Below are 16826 nucleotides of genomic sequence, written 5' to 3' on the forward strand. Positions count from 1 at the left end.
GCGCGAGGACTGCCAAAGCTGTTTCAGAGTAAATCTATCAAAGGCATAAAACACACCATTGCCGCCACCAATAAACAAGCGGTCTCCGTGTACCACTGGAGACGACCAAAATCCCCGGCGCGCTGCGTGGTCAGTTAGAGGAGGGAGCTGCCACTGCACATCGACTCGGAGCTTTTGAAGTTGCGAGAGTGTGTAAATATCGTGGTCAACGGAAGCAGGCGCGCCCGTTCGCGCCGGGTCGCCCCGATAAGTCGCCCACTGCGCCTCCGCAGTGGAGCAGAAAAGCAGAACTGCTGCCGCGAGAAACGCCGAACCGGTCTGTCGCGAGGACCGATTACGGCGCAGCGGTGATGATCCGAATTCGAATATCCACATGCTGTTCGCCCCGATTCTCTAGGAGGAACGACTGGCCGGATGACAACGACCAACTCGAACCTGGTTGAAAAGGCCTCTCAACGATAGCCCCTCCTTCCGCATACATAACTTGTCCACTACCGCTAAGTACCAAGTGCGTTGAAGGGCCACGCAAAGCGATGCCTTCCGTTTGCTGGCCAGGGCCAACCAAGACATCGATTATTTGAATTCGGAGGCCATCAACCGTCGAGTCGTTAAATACGCGAGCAAGGAGCCCGCTCGCGAGTATTCTGTACGGCTCGCTTGGTACGTAGGGCGAAAAAGTCGGATTGGCTGGCAGGGGAAGTGGCTCAGCTATCGCCACGGTCGCAATAAGAAGCGATGCAATCACTCCGCAGGTTGCATTACCACCACCTATTCCGGAAAGCCCCCGCCGCATTTTTGTTCGCCTTGTGAAAAACGCACGCTTGATGCAGATCACACGCGACTGCTGCAGCGCTTCCTACCCGCGATCCAACTTATACTTGCACGTTTCTACTCCGATAGTAAAGGGGGATCGCGAGTCGGCGCAAATCAACGGCGCTCTGCAGGCGGATTTCCGTCCACAAGGTAGGCCAAGAGCGACAGGCAATCATTTTGTCGGTACAAGCGTCTGAAGTCGGCGCTACTAGGCATGCGTCACGAGCAACTTGCAGCTACAGGGCAATTTCGTCAGCGCTCGTGTAGTCGGAACAGGTAAATCCCCGCGTTAAGCTCCACTCCGACGTTAGAGTTTCGGGCCAATTGATTTTGGCTTACCCGGGTCTCGGGACCGATTAGCGGTTGCGAACCTCTCAATTCTGGAAATGATTCCCAGTGGCCTCTCGATACAATCCAGTCAGTTCGCCAAAGTGCGAATGCCTTGCATGACGTATCTCTCTTTGAAGACCTCGACGTTCGAGCGGCTGGCGGTCGATCAGGGGTTGCTTTTCGTCAACATCGCGTTGGGTACAAGCAGCGGTCTCCAGTTCGTTCTGCCTGCATACTTCCCATGTTGGCCGGTGACGCGGTCCCATAGAACCGCGAAGCCCTTTGCGGAAGCGTGCAGCATGGACCTCAATTCTTCGGCCCGGCGCTTTTCGTGTTTGGATTGGAGGTCGCGTCGTTCGGCGCGATGACGTTCGACCCATCGCCAGCCGCTGTTCCTCCAGTGTTTGTGCTGCTTCTGCAAATTCGGCCGTGATGCTGTCCATGAAGCCGGTGAGCTTCTCGCGCACCACACTGGCGACCTGTGCCTGCGGCACGTCGATGTGCTCGTTCTCAGCCTTCAGCAGATGCTTGCCGAGATCAATGGCGCCACCGCGCTTGCTGTCCTTCAAGATCATGGCCGAGGGCGGTCATCAGCCGCCTCTGAGGGCATAGTATTCGCGCCATGGGCTGAGGCTGTCGCACCGAGCCGCATTTCCCCTGATCCGGCGCCTCCAACAGTCGCTAGCCCGAGCCCCCCTCCCGTGGGGGATGACCACAGTAAAACAAGCCTTAGCGATAACTTGCAGGAGCCAGAGGAGCAGAAAATGCCCTGTTCCCACGCCATGCTCCATCCTGCTTGGCGCAATCTCTATAGCCGTCGGCCTCAAGCATTTTAGCGATCAGCTCCTCGAACTCCCGCCAAGAAAGATTTCGAGTAAAATCAGCTTGCGCTGAACGTTCTGCAAGAGCCCTGAGCTCGGCGCAAGTTTTTGAAGATTACTCTGCGTGTCCGGCCGCGCCAAGGAATCGCTGCCGAAGAATTCGAACGTGAACTGCGAATCCACAGCTATGGGTGGGACCTCGGTGGAAACAAACAGAGCACGTGAGCCAGGGAACCGCGCAATGGCGCTAGCTACTATTGCTTCAACCTGATCACCAGCCCAATCCACTTCGTCGAAAACAAAAAGCCAGCGCGTATCGGCGGCGACTTCCCTCCACATCCGATCAGGATCGCGGGCAAGTGCGGCATAAGTCGTAGTAACCGATACGTCGCCTGCCGCATCAACCGGCCACGGGTCAGTGCCTTGACCGACGTGTTGCCACTGTTCCCCTAGTGCACGGTGGGCACTTATGAGCAGAACCTTATCCACGAGGCCAGCCGCAACCATGCGGGTCGCCGCAACGTGCGATGTCGCGGTCTTCCCCATACCCGGTGCTGCGACGAGCAACGTTCGCTGATCGCTTCGGGTAAGGAAGCTTTGCAAGAATTTTTCTTGAAACGGCGCAAGTTGTAGCGGACTGAAATCCGTCATCTGCCTTTGCCAAACATTCGGCCAATCTTGAGATTTACAGGACGACTGGTGAGGACTCTTACCGCCTCACGAAGCACTGCATGCGCCTCTTTCACGAGCGTTGCATCGCGCTCGAACTGACCTTCTGGTCCGCCAACGAATTTCTCGCCGTGGAGGTAGCTGTTGCGCACACGGCAGACGCCATTGACGATGAGCTGCGCCACATTCGTGAGAGGCTGGGTTTTCTCAGGCGACCATTTCATGGTCGCGAGCAGGCGTCTTGGTGGATCGCCCACGAGCGTAATCGCGATTCCACTCGCCACGATATGTTGGAAAAATTCTGGCCCGAGTTTCTTGGCGAACTCGTCCCAATCGGCCTCGGCGATATCCTTATCCTTGCGCAAGTACCCAGACCTTTTGAGCGCATGCTCGGTTTGCGCAAAGGTTCGAGCGAAGTCCTCTGCTTCCTTATATGGATTTGTCATTACGGCGACCCCTCCTCAGACCGGTAGCCTACCGGTCGTAGTGGTTCGCGACAATTGCGAGGGCATGCCGTATAGCCGGGACAGGATTCTCCGCACTAGAGAGCGTTGGGCTGGAAGGCAAACCCATGTCTGTTTTCCCGGCCTCGTTCGCCCAAGGCGGCCGGTACCCTTCTGGCCCCCCAACAATTGGGCTCTGACTAGACGGCCAGTTTTGTACTGCGACAGTAGCGAACCGAACGACCGCAATGAGGTCCTTTCACGCCGGGAGCGTCACCATCAGCTTTTCGCTCTTTCAGCCTGAAAGCGGACCACCCGCTAAGTCTCAAGACCCGGTCTTTTAGGCCAGTCAGCATCTGAGCTCTGCGAACGGCAGCTCCCGGGATTGACGATTGGACCATCGAGTGTCCGGGATGGGCGCAAAGCAGTCATCGCCTGACGCGGTCGGAGCATTTTTTCGGCCATCGGTCGCTGCCAACGCTACGCTGGGGTGCTCCCGACGGCTCGGCAGTAACCAGCGCGGTGGCGGGCCGAAAGGATTCGACCGTGTTCCCTCTGCCTTCGGAGGGCCCTGCTGGTTGATCCTGCCCGGAGCATCAGACTAATGATCGCGCTTCCCTCCGGCCTTTTTCTAGCCGGCAGCCCGAGACGGTCCTACCGTGGTCAGAACCCCCTTTCAGTCCTGCGCGAAGTCGGCGTAGAGATGCGTGAGGCACCGGTATCGACAGATGTTCTCAATGAAGATTGCCTTGTCGATCCGAGCGTAGGAGGTCGTCTCCGTTCATCATTCGCGGACGCGACCATCCCAACCAAGATTTGGTTTGAGGTAGAAGATGACGGAACCACTGTATCTGACACCGGAGGAAGTGAGCGAACGTTTTCGAGGCGCGATCTCGACCGGGACATTGGCCAACTGGCGAGCAATGCGCGTCGGGCCGGCTTTCGTGAAGATTGGAAAGTCCATCGTCTATCCCGTGGCCGACCTAAACCAATGGGCGAATCAGCAAACCGTTAAGTGCCGCGCGACAAATCGACTCAACGGGAAGGAACATGAGCAATCGTGAACCTCGTCGAATAGAGCTCCCTACACACCCCAGAAACCGCCCTCACCTACTTCGCTATCACAATTTTCCCGTTAATTATCAAGTAGATAGGGGGTGGCGACGGGTGGCACATAATGAGCATCATCACGCAGCTCGTGCGGGGTCGGCGGCAAAACAATCAGAGTGCCAAGCCCTTGATAGAAATCTGACGACGGAGCCCTTGCCGGTGCCGCTAACGCAGCTTCACTCATCGGCCCAAGTCGAGGGTGATGGATAAGCTGAACGTCATAGGGCCCTGCCGGCCCCACGGCCGTGTAGCGCTCACCGCGAATGTCGTAGCTCAATATCCGCTGTTCCGCGTTCGGAAGCAACCCGAAATGGCCACAAGCGGCACTCTACTGCGAGGCCCCGACTACATCCCATGCCGAGCAGTCTGCGTCGACCGGTGCTCCGCCTCAGCAAGCGGATGGCGTGGTTGGCCGCTAAGCCCTGCGGTCAACAAGGACTTACAGAACGCAGGGGTGAGCTTGCCGCGGTGGATTACGACGTTATTGTGACCGATCGCAGCCCGGGCGTCCTGCCACTGCCGATTGTAGCCGCGCTGTTCATTGGATTTGACGTGGCAAGCGGCGAAGGAGGCATCATCCAGCGTTGCCAACTGCGCCGCACCTACCGGCCGGTTCGTATGGATGTGCACCCACATCGGATTCGGCATTGCACCATTGCGCAGCGCCTTGGGTTGCAGCCTGATCTCGAACAGTTCCCCTGGCTCGCCCTTCAACGCGCGCGGTAGATCCGCAGGCGTCAACTCCTTGGCCTCCCGCAAGTTTTCCAGGTACTTCTGCGACGGAAATGCGTAGGTTTTCATGCAATCGATCGTATTAGTGGCCTTTCGCTTGTTCACATCGTTGGCCACTCCCCGCGCGTCGGACAACATCACCTTGAGCCGGACTGTTTTCTCGTGCACTTCGCGCACATGCGCAGACGTGAGCAGGCCGCGTCGACGAGGCTCTTCCAACGCGTCCAGACAGGCCTGCATCTCGGCGGCCTGCGTCTGCAGGCGTTCGACCACGATGCCCACTACGTGATCGGCGTCCTCGGGTTTCATCTGGCGCGCTTGCGAGACGGTCCTTTGCTGACCAGCCAGATCAACCGCTTGAGCAGTGGCGTCAACGACTGCATCGACGGCGGTGCCTGCCAGACTGCCAAGTGCGCCGCCGCCGCCGCCGCACTCGCATGCGCCTCATTCGCGCTCACGAGCTTCTTCGTACCCAGATCCGAGCGCACGAGAACCTTGGCTGCGGGCGCTGCGTCGTCGTCGTTCGCAGCAACTTGCGGCGCCGGCCGCCCGGCGGCCAAAGTCTCGGCGCCCGCGGCCGGCTTGCTCTTGCCTTTCCCTTTCCTGCGGGCTGCGGTGCCTTCGGCCATTTCAGCTTTGCCCGCAGTGTCGGCCGTTATCGTAGCGCCCGCGTCGGCCGGCGTTGCAATGATGGCGGGCGTCTTCGGCTGCAGCGCCAGGAGGCGCATGACATCGTGCGCAGTGATCCACGCGTCGTCCATGATATGGCACAACAGGTCCAGTGGGAGGCCGGCACCTGTTGGGTCATTGCCTAGCTTGGCAAGCATGTCTTGCAACGCCGATCCAAATTCCGAAAGTCGCTCCATGACTCCTTCCAGAACAGCGCAGTGCTCTGCGTCGAGTGGGCGCCCTTCGCGGCGAAGAACAGCCTCGGACGTGGAGATAAATGCCGGAAAAACGTCGGCGATAAAGGTTCCCAGCAGACGCACCCGCCCGTTCTCACCCATGAGGGTTTCTCTCACGTCTGCCCCAAACGTGCTCGCCAGCGGCTCAATCTCGACCTGTGCGAGAGCGACACGCGATTCCAGCTGCATGCACGTCGTGTACAGCGCCCAGCCGGTGTGCAGCCGCAGCGTCGCCTCGTCGTCCCGCCGCATCTCTGCCGCTGTACCTGGTATGTTGACAGTGGCGGCGCAGGCAGAGCGCGTCCATTCGCAGCGCCGTGCTTTTTTCTCCCACCACTCCATGCAAGGCACATGGTCCTTCGCCACACTGGAAGCCACTCGGCTCAGCTGGTCGGGGGTAGCGTTGGATTGGAGCGTCCGCTTGAGCAGGGCTGCCGTACGCTTCCTGCGCTCTTCCAAGGGGAAAATAGTCTCTAAGGCCAGTTGGTTGCATTGGTCCGCCGCATCGAGCACGGCGTAGCGGTATCCACGCGCCTCATCGTGGGACAGAATGCTCCGCGCCACAGCCGGCGGCAGGCTCGCGTAGTAGTCCAGAACTGTTGAGCCTGCCTTGACGAACCGATCGGCCAGCTCTTGCCCCTCCTCCGAGTTCCGGGCTTGCGCGGCCGCATTGCGGCAAGCGTCCAGTTCCTCAATCAGGCCGTGCATTCGTTGCTTGGCTGCGTTGATTTCTTCGCCTGTCAAGGAGATGGGGACTGCCACACCCGACCGCGTCGGCGCGGCTTCCGTGGCACCGGGAAGAGTGCCGTGGTGGCGCAGGAGGGTTTTGGCTCAGAATCATGGAACACGATGAATCATCGCGGCGCATTTTGTAGAGCGAACGATAAGTCTTGCACGACCAGCCATTTATCCCTCGCGAGATCAATGCCGCGGGCAATTAGCAGGCGAACTCCGTCCGGACTGAGTACCTGTTTCAACGCGGGCAAAAGAAGTTGTGTAGCCATGTCACGAAATGCTTGGTCCGCTTCTCTGCCGGCCGATGGTCCATGAAATCCCCTCTGCACGCACGACGCCGGAAACCTCCTTGCCGATATGATGCTCAAGCACCGGCCGCCATGGCACCAGCGTGAACTCGCGCGATTTCTCGATGACAGCGTATTTTCCGCCGGCGAGCTCGACGGAGCGGCGGAGCGTGCCTTCTATTCGATCTCCACTCTGGGCTTCAGAATAGGGCAGACCGAGTTCGTTCGACAACTGGCCGGCCACGCGGTTCAACTCGCGTTGGCGCAGCATCGAAAGCATGTTGGCGCGATAGACGATCCGGTCCTGCTCTTCCCGAGCAAGACCTTGCGCAATCAGCCACTGCCGTCGGCGGCCTTGCGCCTCTCGGACATCGCGGCCGAAACCAGAGCTGTGCAAGGCCTCCGGTATGTCGGAAACCAGCTCTCGATCGAGCCAGGTGGCGCCGTCGAAGCTGACTTGTTGTTCCAGCGGCGTCGATGAGAGCTTGTCAACCGTGACAGGCTCGGCCCCGGCCCGCTGACGCTCGTAGTCAGACACACGGTCGAGATGATCCGGTGCGACGATCCAGGTGCCGTCCGGCTCGCGCTCGACACGACCGGTCGCCCGGCGGATCGCCTCCAGTCGCCGCACGTGCGTTTCGGCAAAGCGTTCGGTGGCCGACTGGTCATGCTTGAGATGGATATCGACGCTGTAGCGCCCGTCATGGGCCGTGGCGATCTCGGCAATTGTGCGGTCGACTTGCCTTGGCCCGGTGTCCCTCCGCGTGACCCGCACTATGCAGCCCTCTGGCGTCGGTTGGGTGGCATCGCCTTTGCCGATATCAACATAGTGGCTTTTGCCGTCCACGCCGTCGACGACGAGGTAATGGCGGTCATTGATTTCGTCGGCCAGGCCGCGCGCAACGATGCGGCCGACGACAGGCTGCATCTGCTCTGCAGATCGATCATGGACAACATAGTCGGCGGCACTGCGGGCGAGCCCCTTGCCGGTCAGTTCGCGGTGCATTGTCTTGATGATGTCGCCCCGCTCGCCGATGCGGCGCAGCGTCGCTTCAAGCTCGCCATCAAGGCGCCAGCGGCCCGAGCCGACTTGCTCAGCCAGACCCATCCGCTCGAGCTTGCGCAGGCGGCCCTGGTGCAGCGTCTGGCGAAACGTGTCTCCGGTGGCCGGTGAGACATGCCCCTCATCGTCGCGCATGCGGAGCAGCTGCCGATCGATGCTGGTGAAGCGTTCCCGCTCCATTTCCTGGCGCAGGCGTTGCTCGATCTCGCGGTCCGTTCTCGGGCCAAGGTCGAGGCTGACCAGCTCGGCCGCCCGTTCACGGATTCCAGACGAGATGTAGTCTCGCGCGATGACAAGATTTTCGCCGCGGTCGTCCTTGCCGCGGACGATAATATGGGTGTGCGGATGACCAGTGTTGAAATGATCGACAGCGACCCAGTCGAGCTTGGTGCCGAGGTCTTCTTCCATTTGCGCCATGAGGCGCCGCGTGAGCGGCTTCAGGTCATCATACTCGATGCCGTCTTCAGGGGCGACGATGAAGCGGAACTGATGCCGGTCGCCATCGGCACCATCGATGAACGCCTTGCCATCGACGCGGTCGCTGTCGGCGCTATAGAGCTCGCCAGGCTCCCCTTCGCGGGTGACGCCGTCGCGCTGGAGGTAGCGAAGGTGTGCACGTGCCCCGTCAACACCCTTGCCGGCCAGCTTAACGATACGCGCCTTGACGACGGCGCGCCGCTGCCGAAACGCCGCGTGGCGGTCGCGCGCTCTGAGAACGGCGGCAGCAGCCCCGCCGCGCCCCGCCCGGCTTCCGATGAAGCGGCCAGGGCGACCGCTGCCGCCGCCGGCTCGGTTGATCGCGGCGCGGATCTGGCCGGCGAAACGCTTGCCTGCCTTCGAGCCGCGCGATCCGATTTTGCCCAGGCTCGGCTTGAACTCTTCATCCTGCATTGAGCCTCCTAGTAATCTTGAGCAATCAAAGTCTTGTCGGCAGAAGCTCTCCTGACGCTGAAGGCAGCCTCCATGAAAAACGATGTGCAGACAAAGACTTCGCCGCCTCCAGGAGGCGATGCCTTTATCTTGCCTTCCCGGACCTGCCTCCCTGCCCCGCCCGACCCACGGTACCCCTGCCCTCACCTGCGATCCGGCCGGCCTGACCTTGCTCGCTCCGATCCGAGCGGCACCACAATTTGGCCATTCGGATCGGTCGCGGAAACACCGTTTCGCAGGAAAAACAGCGACTGCCCGGACGGGATTTCCGGCGCTTTTCCGGAACGGGATTTGCCGGTGAACGCGTCCATGTCGGCGGCCGAAATCCCCGCCGCCTTGAGCTCTTCCAGATACGAAACCGTCTCGCTGGGCAGCAGTCGCCCACGCTGCAAATGCTGTTCGTAGCGGTCCGGCCCAGCGTTATAGGCGGCAAACAGGCCGGGAAAGCCGAAGCGGTCATACATGGCGCGCAGATAGGCAGTGCCTGCCAGAATGTTATCGCGAGGGTCGTGCGGATCGGCTCCCAGGCCAAGCTCTGCGCGCATCTCCTCGTAGGTGCCGGGCATCACCTGCATGAGGCCAATGGCGCCGGCGTGTGAGGCGATCGGCCGTCCGTCCAGCATTGTCTGCCCCCGGCTTTCGGCATCCATGACGGCATAAATCCAGGGCTGTGGAATGCTGAAACGCCGGCTTGCTTCGGCTATCAAGTGCTGCCATCGTTGGAGCTGCGGACCACGGGAGATGGCGGCCGGCTGAGCGTCGGTCGCGGCGGAACAGGCGCATGGCGCTATCGCGACCATGCCGAGCATCAGGAGGGTTACTCGGTCCATAGCGGCACGAGCCTCCCGGCAATATTTTCGGCCGGCACCGGCCCGAAATAGCGGCTGTCGAAGGAGCGGTTTCTATCGTTGCCGAGCAGGAAAAACTCGTCGGCGGCGAGCTTGCGGCAGGCATTCCACCAAGGCAGCGGACGGTGCTGCGTGTCAGTTGCCAGCCGGCGCGCGACAATCTCGCCGCCGATGATGATGGCGTCGCCGAAGGCGCAGACATGCTCGCCAGGCAGCGCGGCAAGGCGCTTGACCAGCGGCACATTGCTGGGCAGATAGAAGCGTTCGGCGGCGAGATCGGCGACCGGTTTTGGCGGGCGGACGAGCACCAGATCGCCACGAGCCGGTGATCCGGACGCGACGCGATAGAGGCCGACCGGCGCACTGGCCGAGGCGTTCCACACCAGCCAGGGCGATGGGTTGTCGAAAGCGGCGAAGCCGATCAGGCCGAGGCCTATTGTGGCCACGGCGATCGTCTTGCGCGCCCCAATGCGCCGCAGATGGCTGCCGATCAGACGGATAGTGGGACGCCGGCTCATGAGCGGCCTCCCTCACCGGCCGAGCCGGAATTGTGCCCGCCATCCTCGGGCCTGGTCTCCTGCGCGCGTCCCTTCGACCAGTCGTCGAGCTCGTCGATGTGATAGCGGACATACCGGCCGTGCTTGCGAAATTGCGGGCCGCCGCCTTTGAGCCGCATCTTCTCCAGCGTGCGCTGGGACAGCCCGATATAGAAGGCGGCCTGCGCGGTGTTGAGAAACGGACTGCCCTTCTTCGCGCGGGCCGCGCGTTCGTTTTCGTCGTCCATGATGATCCTCGTTTCGCTACGGACAAGCGAAGGCGAGGATCGGCGAGCGAGATCGTTTCGGGGACGGGCGAAGAGTGGGGGGCGAGTTTTCGCCGCCCCTTCTTGAGAAGAGCCCCGCGCCGGTTGCGGCGCGAGGCTCGAGGCAGGCGGTTCAGTCGACCGGGTTCCAGATGATGGCGTATGTGTCGTCATCATCCTGGCCGGCGGCGCGGCCGAGATTGGCGTAGAGCTTGCGCGGGCCGAACTCCGGGGCGGCAATCGACAGGCTCACATAGTCCTTGCCGGAGGTCTCGCCGGTGCGGATCCAGCCGGCCCCTACTTCGACCGCTTGCGTCAGCACCCGAAAGTCGGGATGGGTGTCGGCGCTCTTTGCCTGATTGGGCACGATGTCGATGTCGGCGCGGACGCTGAGCGTCTTGAGCTGGCCCTTGTAGCCGCCGTTTTCCTGTTTGGTGACGTATCCGATCGCGGTCATTTTCAGTCTCCTTTTGGTGCTCGCCGGGGACCATTCCCCTGCGATGGCGGACCGTGATGGGCGCGTCCGGACCGCCGGAACCGGGACGGCCGCAGCGATAGCGGAGGACCCGAGCGGACAGCTTTTTTGAAGCGAAGCGGCGCGAGGAAGCCGCCGCAGGCGGCGGGGAAAAAAGCTGCTGGCGAGGGTTTCGGGCGGGCCGGATCCGCCCATAGGTCGTCAAGCCAGCCGCAGGGGAATGGTCCTGAGACACCATGGAGACAGGTGGCGCGATCGGTGGCACAAGAGCGTGCGGCAAGTAGGGGGCTGGCTGCGCGGGCTCTCTCGGGAACCGGATCGGACAATTGGCCCCATGCGCCTGGCGCCTCGGCAAGCAAACCGGCGTGGTGCAGGGCTGCCGAGATGGGCGCGAGTTGGCGCCGGGATTTCTCGCGCGCGGCACTGGCTCGACAAGACGACCGATCGGCAGCCGGTGCGGCCCGGAGCGGCGCGCGCGACCTGAGCGGCGGCACTCGAAAGAACCGCCGCTCGGGCCCTGATCGACTATTCGCGCGCGAACAGCGGCTGCACTTGTGTCCACTGATCGGCGGTGCGGAAACCGCCGCGGCTGGTGTAGCTTTCGGCGGGGAATTTCATCCAGCGCGGCAGCCAGGTCTCGACCCTGAGGCGGCCATTCTCGCCCGCCAGGAAGTCACGGATGATCTTCTTTTGCGTCTTGACCTTCTCGGCGACATTGCCATCCGCGACCAGCTTGCCGCCGACCTCGGCCAGCATCGAATTGGCGATTTCCTTGTCGCGCAAGAGGTCGAAGAAGGCGTCGTCCGGTTGCCACCATGCGCCCATATCGACATTCAGATGGTTGCCGAGCGCCTCGATGACGGCGCTGCCGGCTGCAAGCGTATCGGCCATGACAAGGGTGAGAACGCGCATGACATCGTCGTCGCAGAGCGCCAAGAGGCGCGAGAAGACGCCGGCGATAGCAAAGGCGTCGCTATTGCCGCCGGCGACCACGCCACCATCCTCATCCGGTGATCCGAGCAGGGCCAACACCTCGCGCCGCTTTTTGCCGAATGCAGCTTCGGCCTTGCAGCCGGCAAGGCTGGCAGTCACCGTTTCGTTGACTGCGCGCTGTGGCTCACGGCGCACCTGCCACAGGCCGGAACCGGTGATGGCGTGCGCCACCACGAGGCGCAGCGCCACGGCGGGATGGTCGAGCATGGCCGCGCGCACAGCGGCATGGCGATGCAGATCGACATAGTTCTGCATCGGGCCGGTGACTTCAGGGCGCGGCGGCTTGGCGGCTGTTTCTTCTTGCTCACCGCCCTCGCGGGCGCGGCGGGCTTCCTTGCGTGACAGCCAGCCCTCGTGACACTCGACCTCGCCGCGATACGTGACCGCGATGAAGACCTTGCCGCCCTTCTTCTTCGGGGTCTTCTCGTGGTCCCATGGGTGGAAATACTGGCCCGGTTCCAGCAGCACCACCTCGCTCCAGCCGTCGTTGAGATAGGTGTCGCGTCTGGCGGCAATCGCTTCGTTCTGCTTTTGCCAGAACAGGTCGGCATCGGCGAAATAGCTGTCCTCGCCGAACAGGTCCGAGGTGATCAGGCCGGGATATTTGTCCATGGCAAACAGCGCCACCTTGGTGGAAATCGACTGGCCGCCGAACAGCCATTGCTTCAATTGAAAGCCACGCGGCGCGTATTGATCGGGATCGGCACAGAGTGCCAGCCAGTCCTTCTGCTGCGCCTTGGACGCCATGGTGAGATGGCGCACCGTCTCGGCGTCGATCTCCTCGCGGCGATAGGCTTCGCGGATTTTGGGCAAGAGGTCGCCAAGCGCCAGAATGCGTTTGACCTTCAGGTCAGTGATGCCGAAGGTCGCAGCGATGTCTGGAACGGTGCGGCCTTGCCTGACGAGCCGCGAAAACGTCTCCCATTGCGATACTTCGTCAGGATCGAGGCGGGCGAGGTTTTCGATCAGCGAGGCTTCCAGCGCATCGGCGTCGTCACCGTCCTCCATGATGTCGCAGGGCAAGGGATCGCCTTCGCCGCGCTCGTCGGCAAGCGATTTCGCGGCGAAATAGCGCCACCTGCCGGCAACGATCTCGAAGGTTTCCGGCTGGCCATTGGGCCGCACAAGGAGAGGCACCAGCACGCCGCGCGCACGCACGGATGGCAGGATGTCGGATATGTCGGGCGCGCGTTTTCCATGGCGCATGTTGAGCGCGGAAATATTGGGCTGATCCAAGGGGATGTGGGCAAGCTGCTTGGTTACTCTCTTTCGCTTTGGTTGAGGTTGTCCCGCCGCAGAGGCCGAAGGCGGACGCGGCGGGACGGTTTTTGCGCCTATCGGCGCTGCTGTTCCGCCGTGCCGGACGGAAGCTCGGAATGGGGCTTTGAAAGGGCGTCTGCTGCCTGCCGCAGAAGTCGCTCGGCATCGGTGATGTGGCCGCAAATGCGGGCGGCTTCGGCATAGACGGAGAGCGTAAAGCGCGCCTGGAAATGCAGGTCGCGCTCTATGCCGAGGCCAAGCGGACCTTTTACGGATGCAAGCTCGGCCAGACTGACGCTGCCGAGTTCGGGGAAGCCGAAGCCGAGATCGCAAAGGCCGAACAGCGTGTCGCCATCGGCGTCGAGTTCGCTCAGAAGCCACGTCGCGGCACCTGTCGGATCGAACAGTTTCACAACGGGAAAATGGTCGATGTCGGCGTCGGCGGCGCCATTGGCGAGCAGTCGTGCGCGCAGTGGATCGGTGATCAGGATCATGGAAAGACTCCTTGTCAGAACAGGTCGAGTTGATTTCTGCTGGCTTCATCGAAGAGGCCGATATCGAGCGGCTTTTGCGCCGCGCGCGGACACATCGGCGCGTCCATCAGGAGGGTGAGCCGATCGCGCGTGGTGATCCGCCGGCCACCGGGAATGAGCATCTGCTCGCCTTGCGGCGTCGGCTCGGTCGCGGTCAGTTGAGGATCGCGCATCGTCATGCCGCAATGCCTTCCTGCGCCTCGCTTTTGGCATCGTCCTTAAAGCCAAACAGGAAATCGGCGGCCTTGGAAGCAAGACTGGCGGCACGGAAGATGGCGCGATTGTCCTCGCGCAGCACCTTCAGCCATGAGCCGATGTAATCGGCATGACGCACGGTCGGCTCGATACCGAGATTGCTGCAGACGAAGGCGGCAGTGATTTCGGCGACCAATTCTTCACGCGCGTAAGCCTTGGAGCCGAACGAGCCGGAGAGGTCGCGAGCAAGCCGCGTCGGGTGGCCGGTCCAGTGGCCAAGCTCGTGAAAGCAGGTCCGGTAATAGTCGATCTGATGATGGAACGCCGGCTGCGGCGGCACCTGAATGTGGTCGCTGCCCGGCATGTAGAAAGCGCGATCGCCGCCGACCCTGAAATCCGCACCGCTGGCGCGAATGAGCGTCTCGGCGTGCGGCACGATCTCGCACTGAGGCAGCGGCTCGGCGGCGGCATAGAGGTCTTCCGGAAGATTATCGCACTGCGCGACATTGAAGACGGTGAAGCGCTTTAAAAAAGGCACGGCCTGTGGTTCATCGCCCTCGTGGCGTGCGCGCTCCTTCTCGTCCTTGGGGACGAAGCGGTCGGCATGCACGATGGTCGTGCCGCGCTCGCCCTTCCTGACATTGCCGCCAAGGACGAGCGCCTGCCGGAAGGTGAGCCAGTTCTGGCTGGGATAGCTGCGCTCGATGACCGCGCCCCACAGGATGAGGATATTGATTCCGGAATAGGTGCGCCCAGAGGATGCATTCCTCGGCAGGCCAAGGCCTGCCTTTGCGCTGCCCCATGGCTTGACCCATGGCACGGTGCCGCGCTCCAGCTCGGCAATGATGCGGTCGGTGATCTCCTGATAAAGGCTGGCGCCGGAGCGCCCGCCCTTGCCTGCGCCAGCCTCTCCGCTGGCGGTACGCTTGCTGTTTGCATGCATCGTCTCCTCCTCCGCTCGCCAATCGCCGCGCCTTTCCCCGGAAGCGGGGTGGGCGGCGAGTCGCGACCGGAAAGGCCCGCCGTGGTAGGCGGACCGCATCCGAAGGACCGGAACGAAGAGGAGGACCCTGAGCGCACGCGAAGGGTTGCGGGCTGCCGCGGCGGGCCTAGAAGGGAGTGCCGCCCACCCCGCGCCACCGGGAAAGGCCAACAGACAAACCGCGCCGCCCGCAAGGGCGGCGGCCGTCACAGCCCGAAGGGCTGCCCACGCCAAGGGGCGAAGCCGAATGGCCGAGACCGCCTGAGCTTGCCGAAGAAAAGCGGGCTCGGTTCACGAGCACCTGGTGCGCGTCGTCAGGCGCGCGGGCGCCCGCCAGGACGGCAGGCTGGACAGATTTTTCGAACGGATCGCGATAAATACTTCAAATGAATGCTGCACCGAAAACATGTGCGATGCAGCATTTTCGCAAGCATTTACCACAGACGCTCAGACCCGAGACTTCCGCCACCCAGCCTTGCGCGCGGCTTCCTCCGAACAAAACCAGCGCTCGCCTTTCAACAGGTTGATGCGGGTCTCCCAGTAATATTCCTGTCCGGGAACATGATAGATGCGCTCGCCCGTGTTGTAGCTGATATTGGCTTTGATGTTGCAGCCGAGAGCGGCAGGGCCGATTTCGAAGGCAAGAAAGCCAGCCAGGATTGTTCCACCAGCAACGATCTTTGCCCACAACGGAACGTCCTTCGAACGATGGCGCTCGCCATACCTGCGACGGTTGTACCGATTGTCTTGATAGCGATGGTTGCCCACGCCCCTTCTCCCCGAAGAGAGAATGCGACGTTTGCAGCCTGGAGTCTATAAGTCTGGTCTAATTCACCGGTCCTGTTCCGAACCATTGAATGAACGGCGCATCCTTACCGGTGATATCCTTCACCGTCTTCAACAGCGCTTCATGGGTGCGTTGGAGAGCCCGGTAATGGTTGCTGGTAGGTGATAGAAGCGGCTGGACGATGCTCTGGTGCAGCCGTTCTGCCTCCGCGAGAAAGCGCTCGATTTCAGCCTGTGAAAGCTGCTTGGAAAGTTTGGTCCTAGCCATTGCGATCTCCGTTGAGGAATCGCCCCACCTAGGATTATCATCCTATATCGGCATGGCTTGGTAAAGACCCACCCGCAGCGGAATGGCAGCTTGCCGAAGAAAAGCACGCTCGGTTCACGGTACCGGCGCGAGCCGTTAGACGCGCAGGCGCCCGTTAGCCCGCAGGCTGGACAGAATCTCGCACGGATCAGCGTCAAGCGCCGCAGTTAAGTCGAGAAACTCGATGACATCGAGACGCCGCTCTCCACCCTCGTACTTGGCCACGAAGGATTGGGGACGATCAAGCTTCTCGGCCACCTGCGCCTGAGTCAGGCCTTTGGCCTTGCGCAGGGAAACCAGCTGGGCCAGAAACCGCTGGTGGCGGGGCGAGCGAAGAGATTTGGGCATGTAGGCGAACCGGTCGGGTAAAGACCGGATCAGCGACTAATCCCGGTTTCGGATTATCCCATTTTGGGATATGCTGCGTTGCATCCAGCGCTCAACAGCCGAGGCTCGCAACAGGCATGAATCGATCAATGGGAACAGATGAGACTCGAAACTCAACTCTGTGCGACGAAGTCCCCTGGTCGGAGAACCTGACGGCCTACGATAGGCAGCATTTCACGATCTACCTGCGGATCCTGGATGCCTGCGCCGACAATGCCAGCGAAGAGGAGATGGCCGATCTCATTCTAGGCATCGACCCGGCCCTTGAACCGGTCCGCGCCCGCAAGGCTCTTCGCAGCCATATCGACCGGGCGAACTGGATGGTCACGACCGGCTACAAGGAACTGTTCGCCGGCTGACGCACAGCACGGATTGTCATGCTCTTCAAACAAGGAAGTTCAGATACCCGTCACTCATGAG

At 61.6% G+C, this 16826-nt stretch carries 17 protein-coding genes and 1 pseudogene; 2 read left to right on the top strand and 16 right to left on the bottom strand.

Annotated elements, in window-relative coordinates:
• Positions 1-1187 precede the first annotated feature (1187 nt).
• The 3 genes from NKJ46_RS25465 to NKJ46_RS25475 all read right to left on the bottom strand — a co-directional run bounded on the left by NKJ46_RS25465 (position 1188) and on the right by NKJ46_RS25475 (position 3079).
• Positions 1188-1712: a hypothetical protein gene (locus tag NKJ46_RS25465; RefSeq protein WP_352668520.1), complete on the bottom strand. Its 525-nt coding sequence runs from the start codon at positions 1710-1712 to the stop codon at positions 1188-1190.
• Positions 1713-1982: 270 nt separating this feature from the next.
• On the bottom strand, positions 1983-2615 hold the full coding sequence (locus NKJ46_RS25470; RefSeq protein WP_352668521.1) for a DEAD/DEAH box helicase family protein: 633 nt from the start codon (positions 2613-2615) through the stop codon (positions 1983-1985).
• Positions 2612-3079, bottom strand: a complete 468-nt coding sequence (locus NKJ46_RS25475; RefSeq protein WP_352668522.1) for a hypothetical protein — start codon at positions 3077-3079, stop codon at positions 2612-2614. The genes NKJ46_RS25470 and NKJ46_RS25475 overlap by 4 nt, the downstream gene beginning before the upstream one ends.
• A gap of 830 nt (positions 3080-3909) precedes the next feature.
• Here NKJ46_RS25475 and NKJ46_RS25480 point away from each other — a divergent pair.
• The gene (locus NKJ46_RS25480) at positions 3910-4140 is read left to right on the top strand and encodes a helix-turn-helix domain-containing protein (RefSeq protein WP_095521422.1); all 231 of its coding nucleotides are present in this window, start codon (positions 3910-3912) and stop codon (positions 4138-4140) included.
• A 391-nt stretch (positions 4141-4531) separates the two neighbouring features.
• Here the strand turns inward: NKJ46_RS25480 and NKJ46_RS25485 are convergent.
• From NKJ46_RS25485 to NKJ46_RS25545, 13 genes and pseudogenes are all read right to left on the bottom strand, one after another.
• Positions 4532-6531 (bottom strand): annotated as a pseudogene (locus NKJ46_RS25485) (T3SS effector XopP-like protein).
• Positions 6532-6828: 297 nt separating this feature from the next.
• Positions 6829-8799: a relaxase/mobilization nuclease RlxS gene (gene rlxS, locus NKJ46_RS25490; protein WP_352668524.1), complete on the bottom strand. Its 1971-nt coding sequence runs from the start codon at positions 8797-8799 to the stop codon at positions 6829-6831.
• Between the two features lie 182 nt (positions 8800-8981).
• Positions 8982-9668, bottom strand: a complete 687-nt coding sequence (locus NKJ46_RS25495) for a lytic transglycosylase domain-containing protein (RefSeq protein ID WP_352668526.1) — start codon at positions 9666-9668, stop codon at positions 8982-8984.
• A complete protein-coding gene (lepB, locus tag NKJ46_RS25500; RefSeq protein WP_352610895.1) occupies positions 9656-10204 on the bottom strand; it encodes a signal peptidase I in 549 nt (182 codons plus the stop codon). The genes NKJ46_RS25495 and lepB overlap by 13 nt, the downstream gene beginning before the upstream one ends.
• Positions 10201-10470: a helix-turn-helix transcriptional regulator gene (locus NKJ46_RS25505; RefSeq protein ID WP_352453595.1), complete on the bottom strand. Its 270-nt coding sequence runs from the start codon at positions 10468-10470 to the stop codon at positions 10201-10203. The genes lepB and NKJ46_RS25505 overlap by 4 nt, the downstream gene beginning before the upstream one ends.
• Positions 10471-10621: 151 nt before the next feature.
• Positions 10622-10945, bottom strand: a complete 324-nt coding sequence (locus tag NKJ46_RS25510; protein WP_352668528.1) for a DUF736 domain-containing protein — start codon at positions 10943-10945, stop codon at positions 10622-10624.
• A 543-nt stretch (positions 10946-11488) separates the two neighbouring features.
• A complete protein-coding gene (locus NKJ46_RS25515; RefSeq protein ID WP_352668531.1) occupies positions 11489-13162 on the bottom strand; it encodes a ParB/RepB/Spo0J family partition protein in 1674 nt (557 codons plus the stop codon).
• Positions 13163-13290: 128 nt separating this feature from the next.
• A complete protein-coding gene (locus NKJ46_RS25520) occupies positions 13291-13710 on the bottom strand; it encodes a DUF2958 domain-containing protein (RefSeq protein WP_352668533.1) in 420 nt (139 codons plus the stop codon).
• Between the two features lie 14 nt (positions 13711-13724).
• Positions 13725-13928, bottom strand: coding sequence for a hypothetical protein (locus NKJ46_RS25525; protein ID WP_352668535.1), 204 nt, complete (start codon positions 13926-13928; stop codon positions 13725-13727).
• Positions 13925-14887, bottom strand: coding sequence for an ArdC family protein (locus tag NKJ46_RS25530; RefSeq protein WP_352668536.1), 963 nt, complete (start codon positions 14885-14887; stop codon positions 13925-13927). Before NKJ46_RS25530 ends, NKJ46_RS25525 begins: the two co-directional genes overlap by 4 nt.
• Before the next feature lie 486 nt (positions 14888-15373).
• Positions 15374-15694: a sunset domain-containing protein gene (locus NKJ46_RS25535; protein WP_352468497.1), complete on the bottom strand. Its 321-nt coding sequence runs from the start codon at positions 15692-15694 to the stop codon at positions 15374-15376.
• Positions 15695-15752: 58 nt separating this feature from the next.
• Positions 15753-15980, bottom strand: a complete 228-nt coding sequence (locus NKJ46_RS25540; RefSeq protein ID WP_352453620.1) for a hypothetical protein — start codon at positions 15978-15980, stop codon at positions 15753-15755.
• Positions 15981-16115: 135 nt separating this feature from the next.
• A complete protein-coding gene (locus tag NKJ46_RS25545; protein ID WP_023722035.1) occupies positions 16116-16367 on the bottom strand; it encodes a helix-turn-helix domain-containing protein in 252 nt (83 codons plus the stop codon).
• Between the two features lie 128 nt (positions 16368-16495).
• On the opposite strand from NKJ46_RS25545, the gene NKJ46_RS25550 reads away from it, so the two are divergent.
• Positions 16496-16765, top strand: a complete 270-nt coding sequence (locus NKJ46_RS25550; protein ID WP_352453619.1) for a DNA -binding domain-containing protein — start codon at positions 16496-16498, stop codon at positions 16763-16765.
• The last annotated feature ends 61 nt before the right edge of the window (positions 16766-16826 follow it).

Source organism: Mesorhizobium sp. M0166 (assembly GCF_040322255.1).
GTDB lineage: Bacteria > Pseudomonadota > Alphaproteobacteria > Rhizobiales > Rhizobiaceae > Mesorhizobium.

What these genes read in the sequence shown, in the direction of transcription:
- NKJ46_RS25530 (WP_352668536.1), bottom strand. Translation starts at nt 14,887, where the DNA reads ATGCATGCAAACAGCAAGCGTACCGCCAGCGGAGAGGCTGGCGCAGGC.
- NKJ46_RS25470 (WP_352668521.1), bottom strand. Translation starts at nt 2,615, where the DNA reads ATGACGGATTTCAGTCCGCTACAACTTGCGCCGTTTCAAGAAAAATTC.
- NKJ46_RS25475 (WP_352668522.1), bottom strand. Translation starts at nt 3,079, where the DNA reads ATGACAAATCCATATAAGGAAGCAGAGGACTTCGCTCGAACCTTTGCG.
- NKJ46_RS25545 (WP_023722035.1), bottom strand. Translation starts at nt 16,367, where the DNA reads ATGCCCAAATCTCTTCGCTCGCCCCGCCACCAGCGGTTTCTGGCCCAG.
- NKJ46_RS25505 (WP_352453595.1), bottom strand. Translation starts at nt 10,470, where the DNA reads ATGGACGACGAAAACGAACGCGCGGCCCGCGCGAAGAAGGGCAGTCCG.
- NKJ46_RS25550 (WP_352453619.1), top strand. Translation starts at nt 16,496, where the DNA reads ATGGGAACAGATGAGACTCGAAACTCAACTCTGTGCGACGAAGTCCCC.
- rlxS (WP_352668524.1), bottom strand. Translation starts at nt 8,799, where the DNA reads ATGCAGGATGAAGAGTTCAAGCCGAGCCTGGGCAAAATCGGATCGCGC.
- NKJ46_RS25495 (WP_352668526.1), bottom strand. Translation starts at nt 9,668, where the DNA reads ATGGACCGAGTAACCCTCCTGATGCTCGGCATGGTCGCGATAGCGCCA.
- NKJ46_RS25525 (WP_352668535.1), bottom strand. Translation starts at nt 13,928, where the DNA reads ATGACGATGCGCGATCCTCAACTGACCGCGACCGAGCCGACGCCGCAA.
- NKJ46_RS25510 (WP_352668528.1), bottom strand. Translation starts at nt 10,945, where the DNA reads ATGACCGCGATCGGATACGTCACCAAACAGGAAAACGGCGGCTACAAG.
- NKJ46_RS25520 (WP_352668533.1), bottom strand. Translation starts at nt 13,710, where the DNA reads ATGATCCTGATCACCGATCCACTGCGCGCACGACTGCTCGCCAATGGC.
- NKJ46_RS25540 (WP_352453620.1), bottom strand. Translation starts at nt 15,980, where the DNA reads ATGGCTAGGACCAAACTTTCCAAGCAGCTTTCACAGGCTGAAATCGAG.
- NKJ46_RS25515 (WP_352668531.1), bottom strand. Translation starts at nt 13,162, where the DNA reads ATGCGCCATGGAAAACGCGCGCCCGACATATCCGACATCCTGCCATCC.
- lepB (WP_352610895.1), bottom strand. Translation starts at nt 10,204, where the DNA reads ATGAGCCGGCGTCCCACTATCCGTCTGATCGGCAGCCATCTGCGGCGC.
- NKJ46_RS25480 (WP_095521422.1), top strand. Translation starts at nt 3,910, where the DNA reads ATGACGGAACCACTGTATCTGACACCGGAGGAAGTGAGCGAACGTTTT.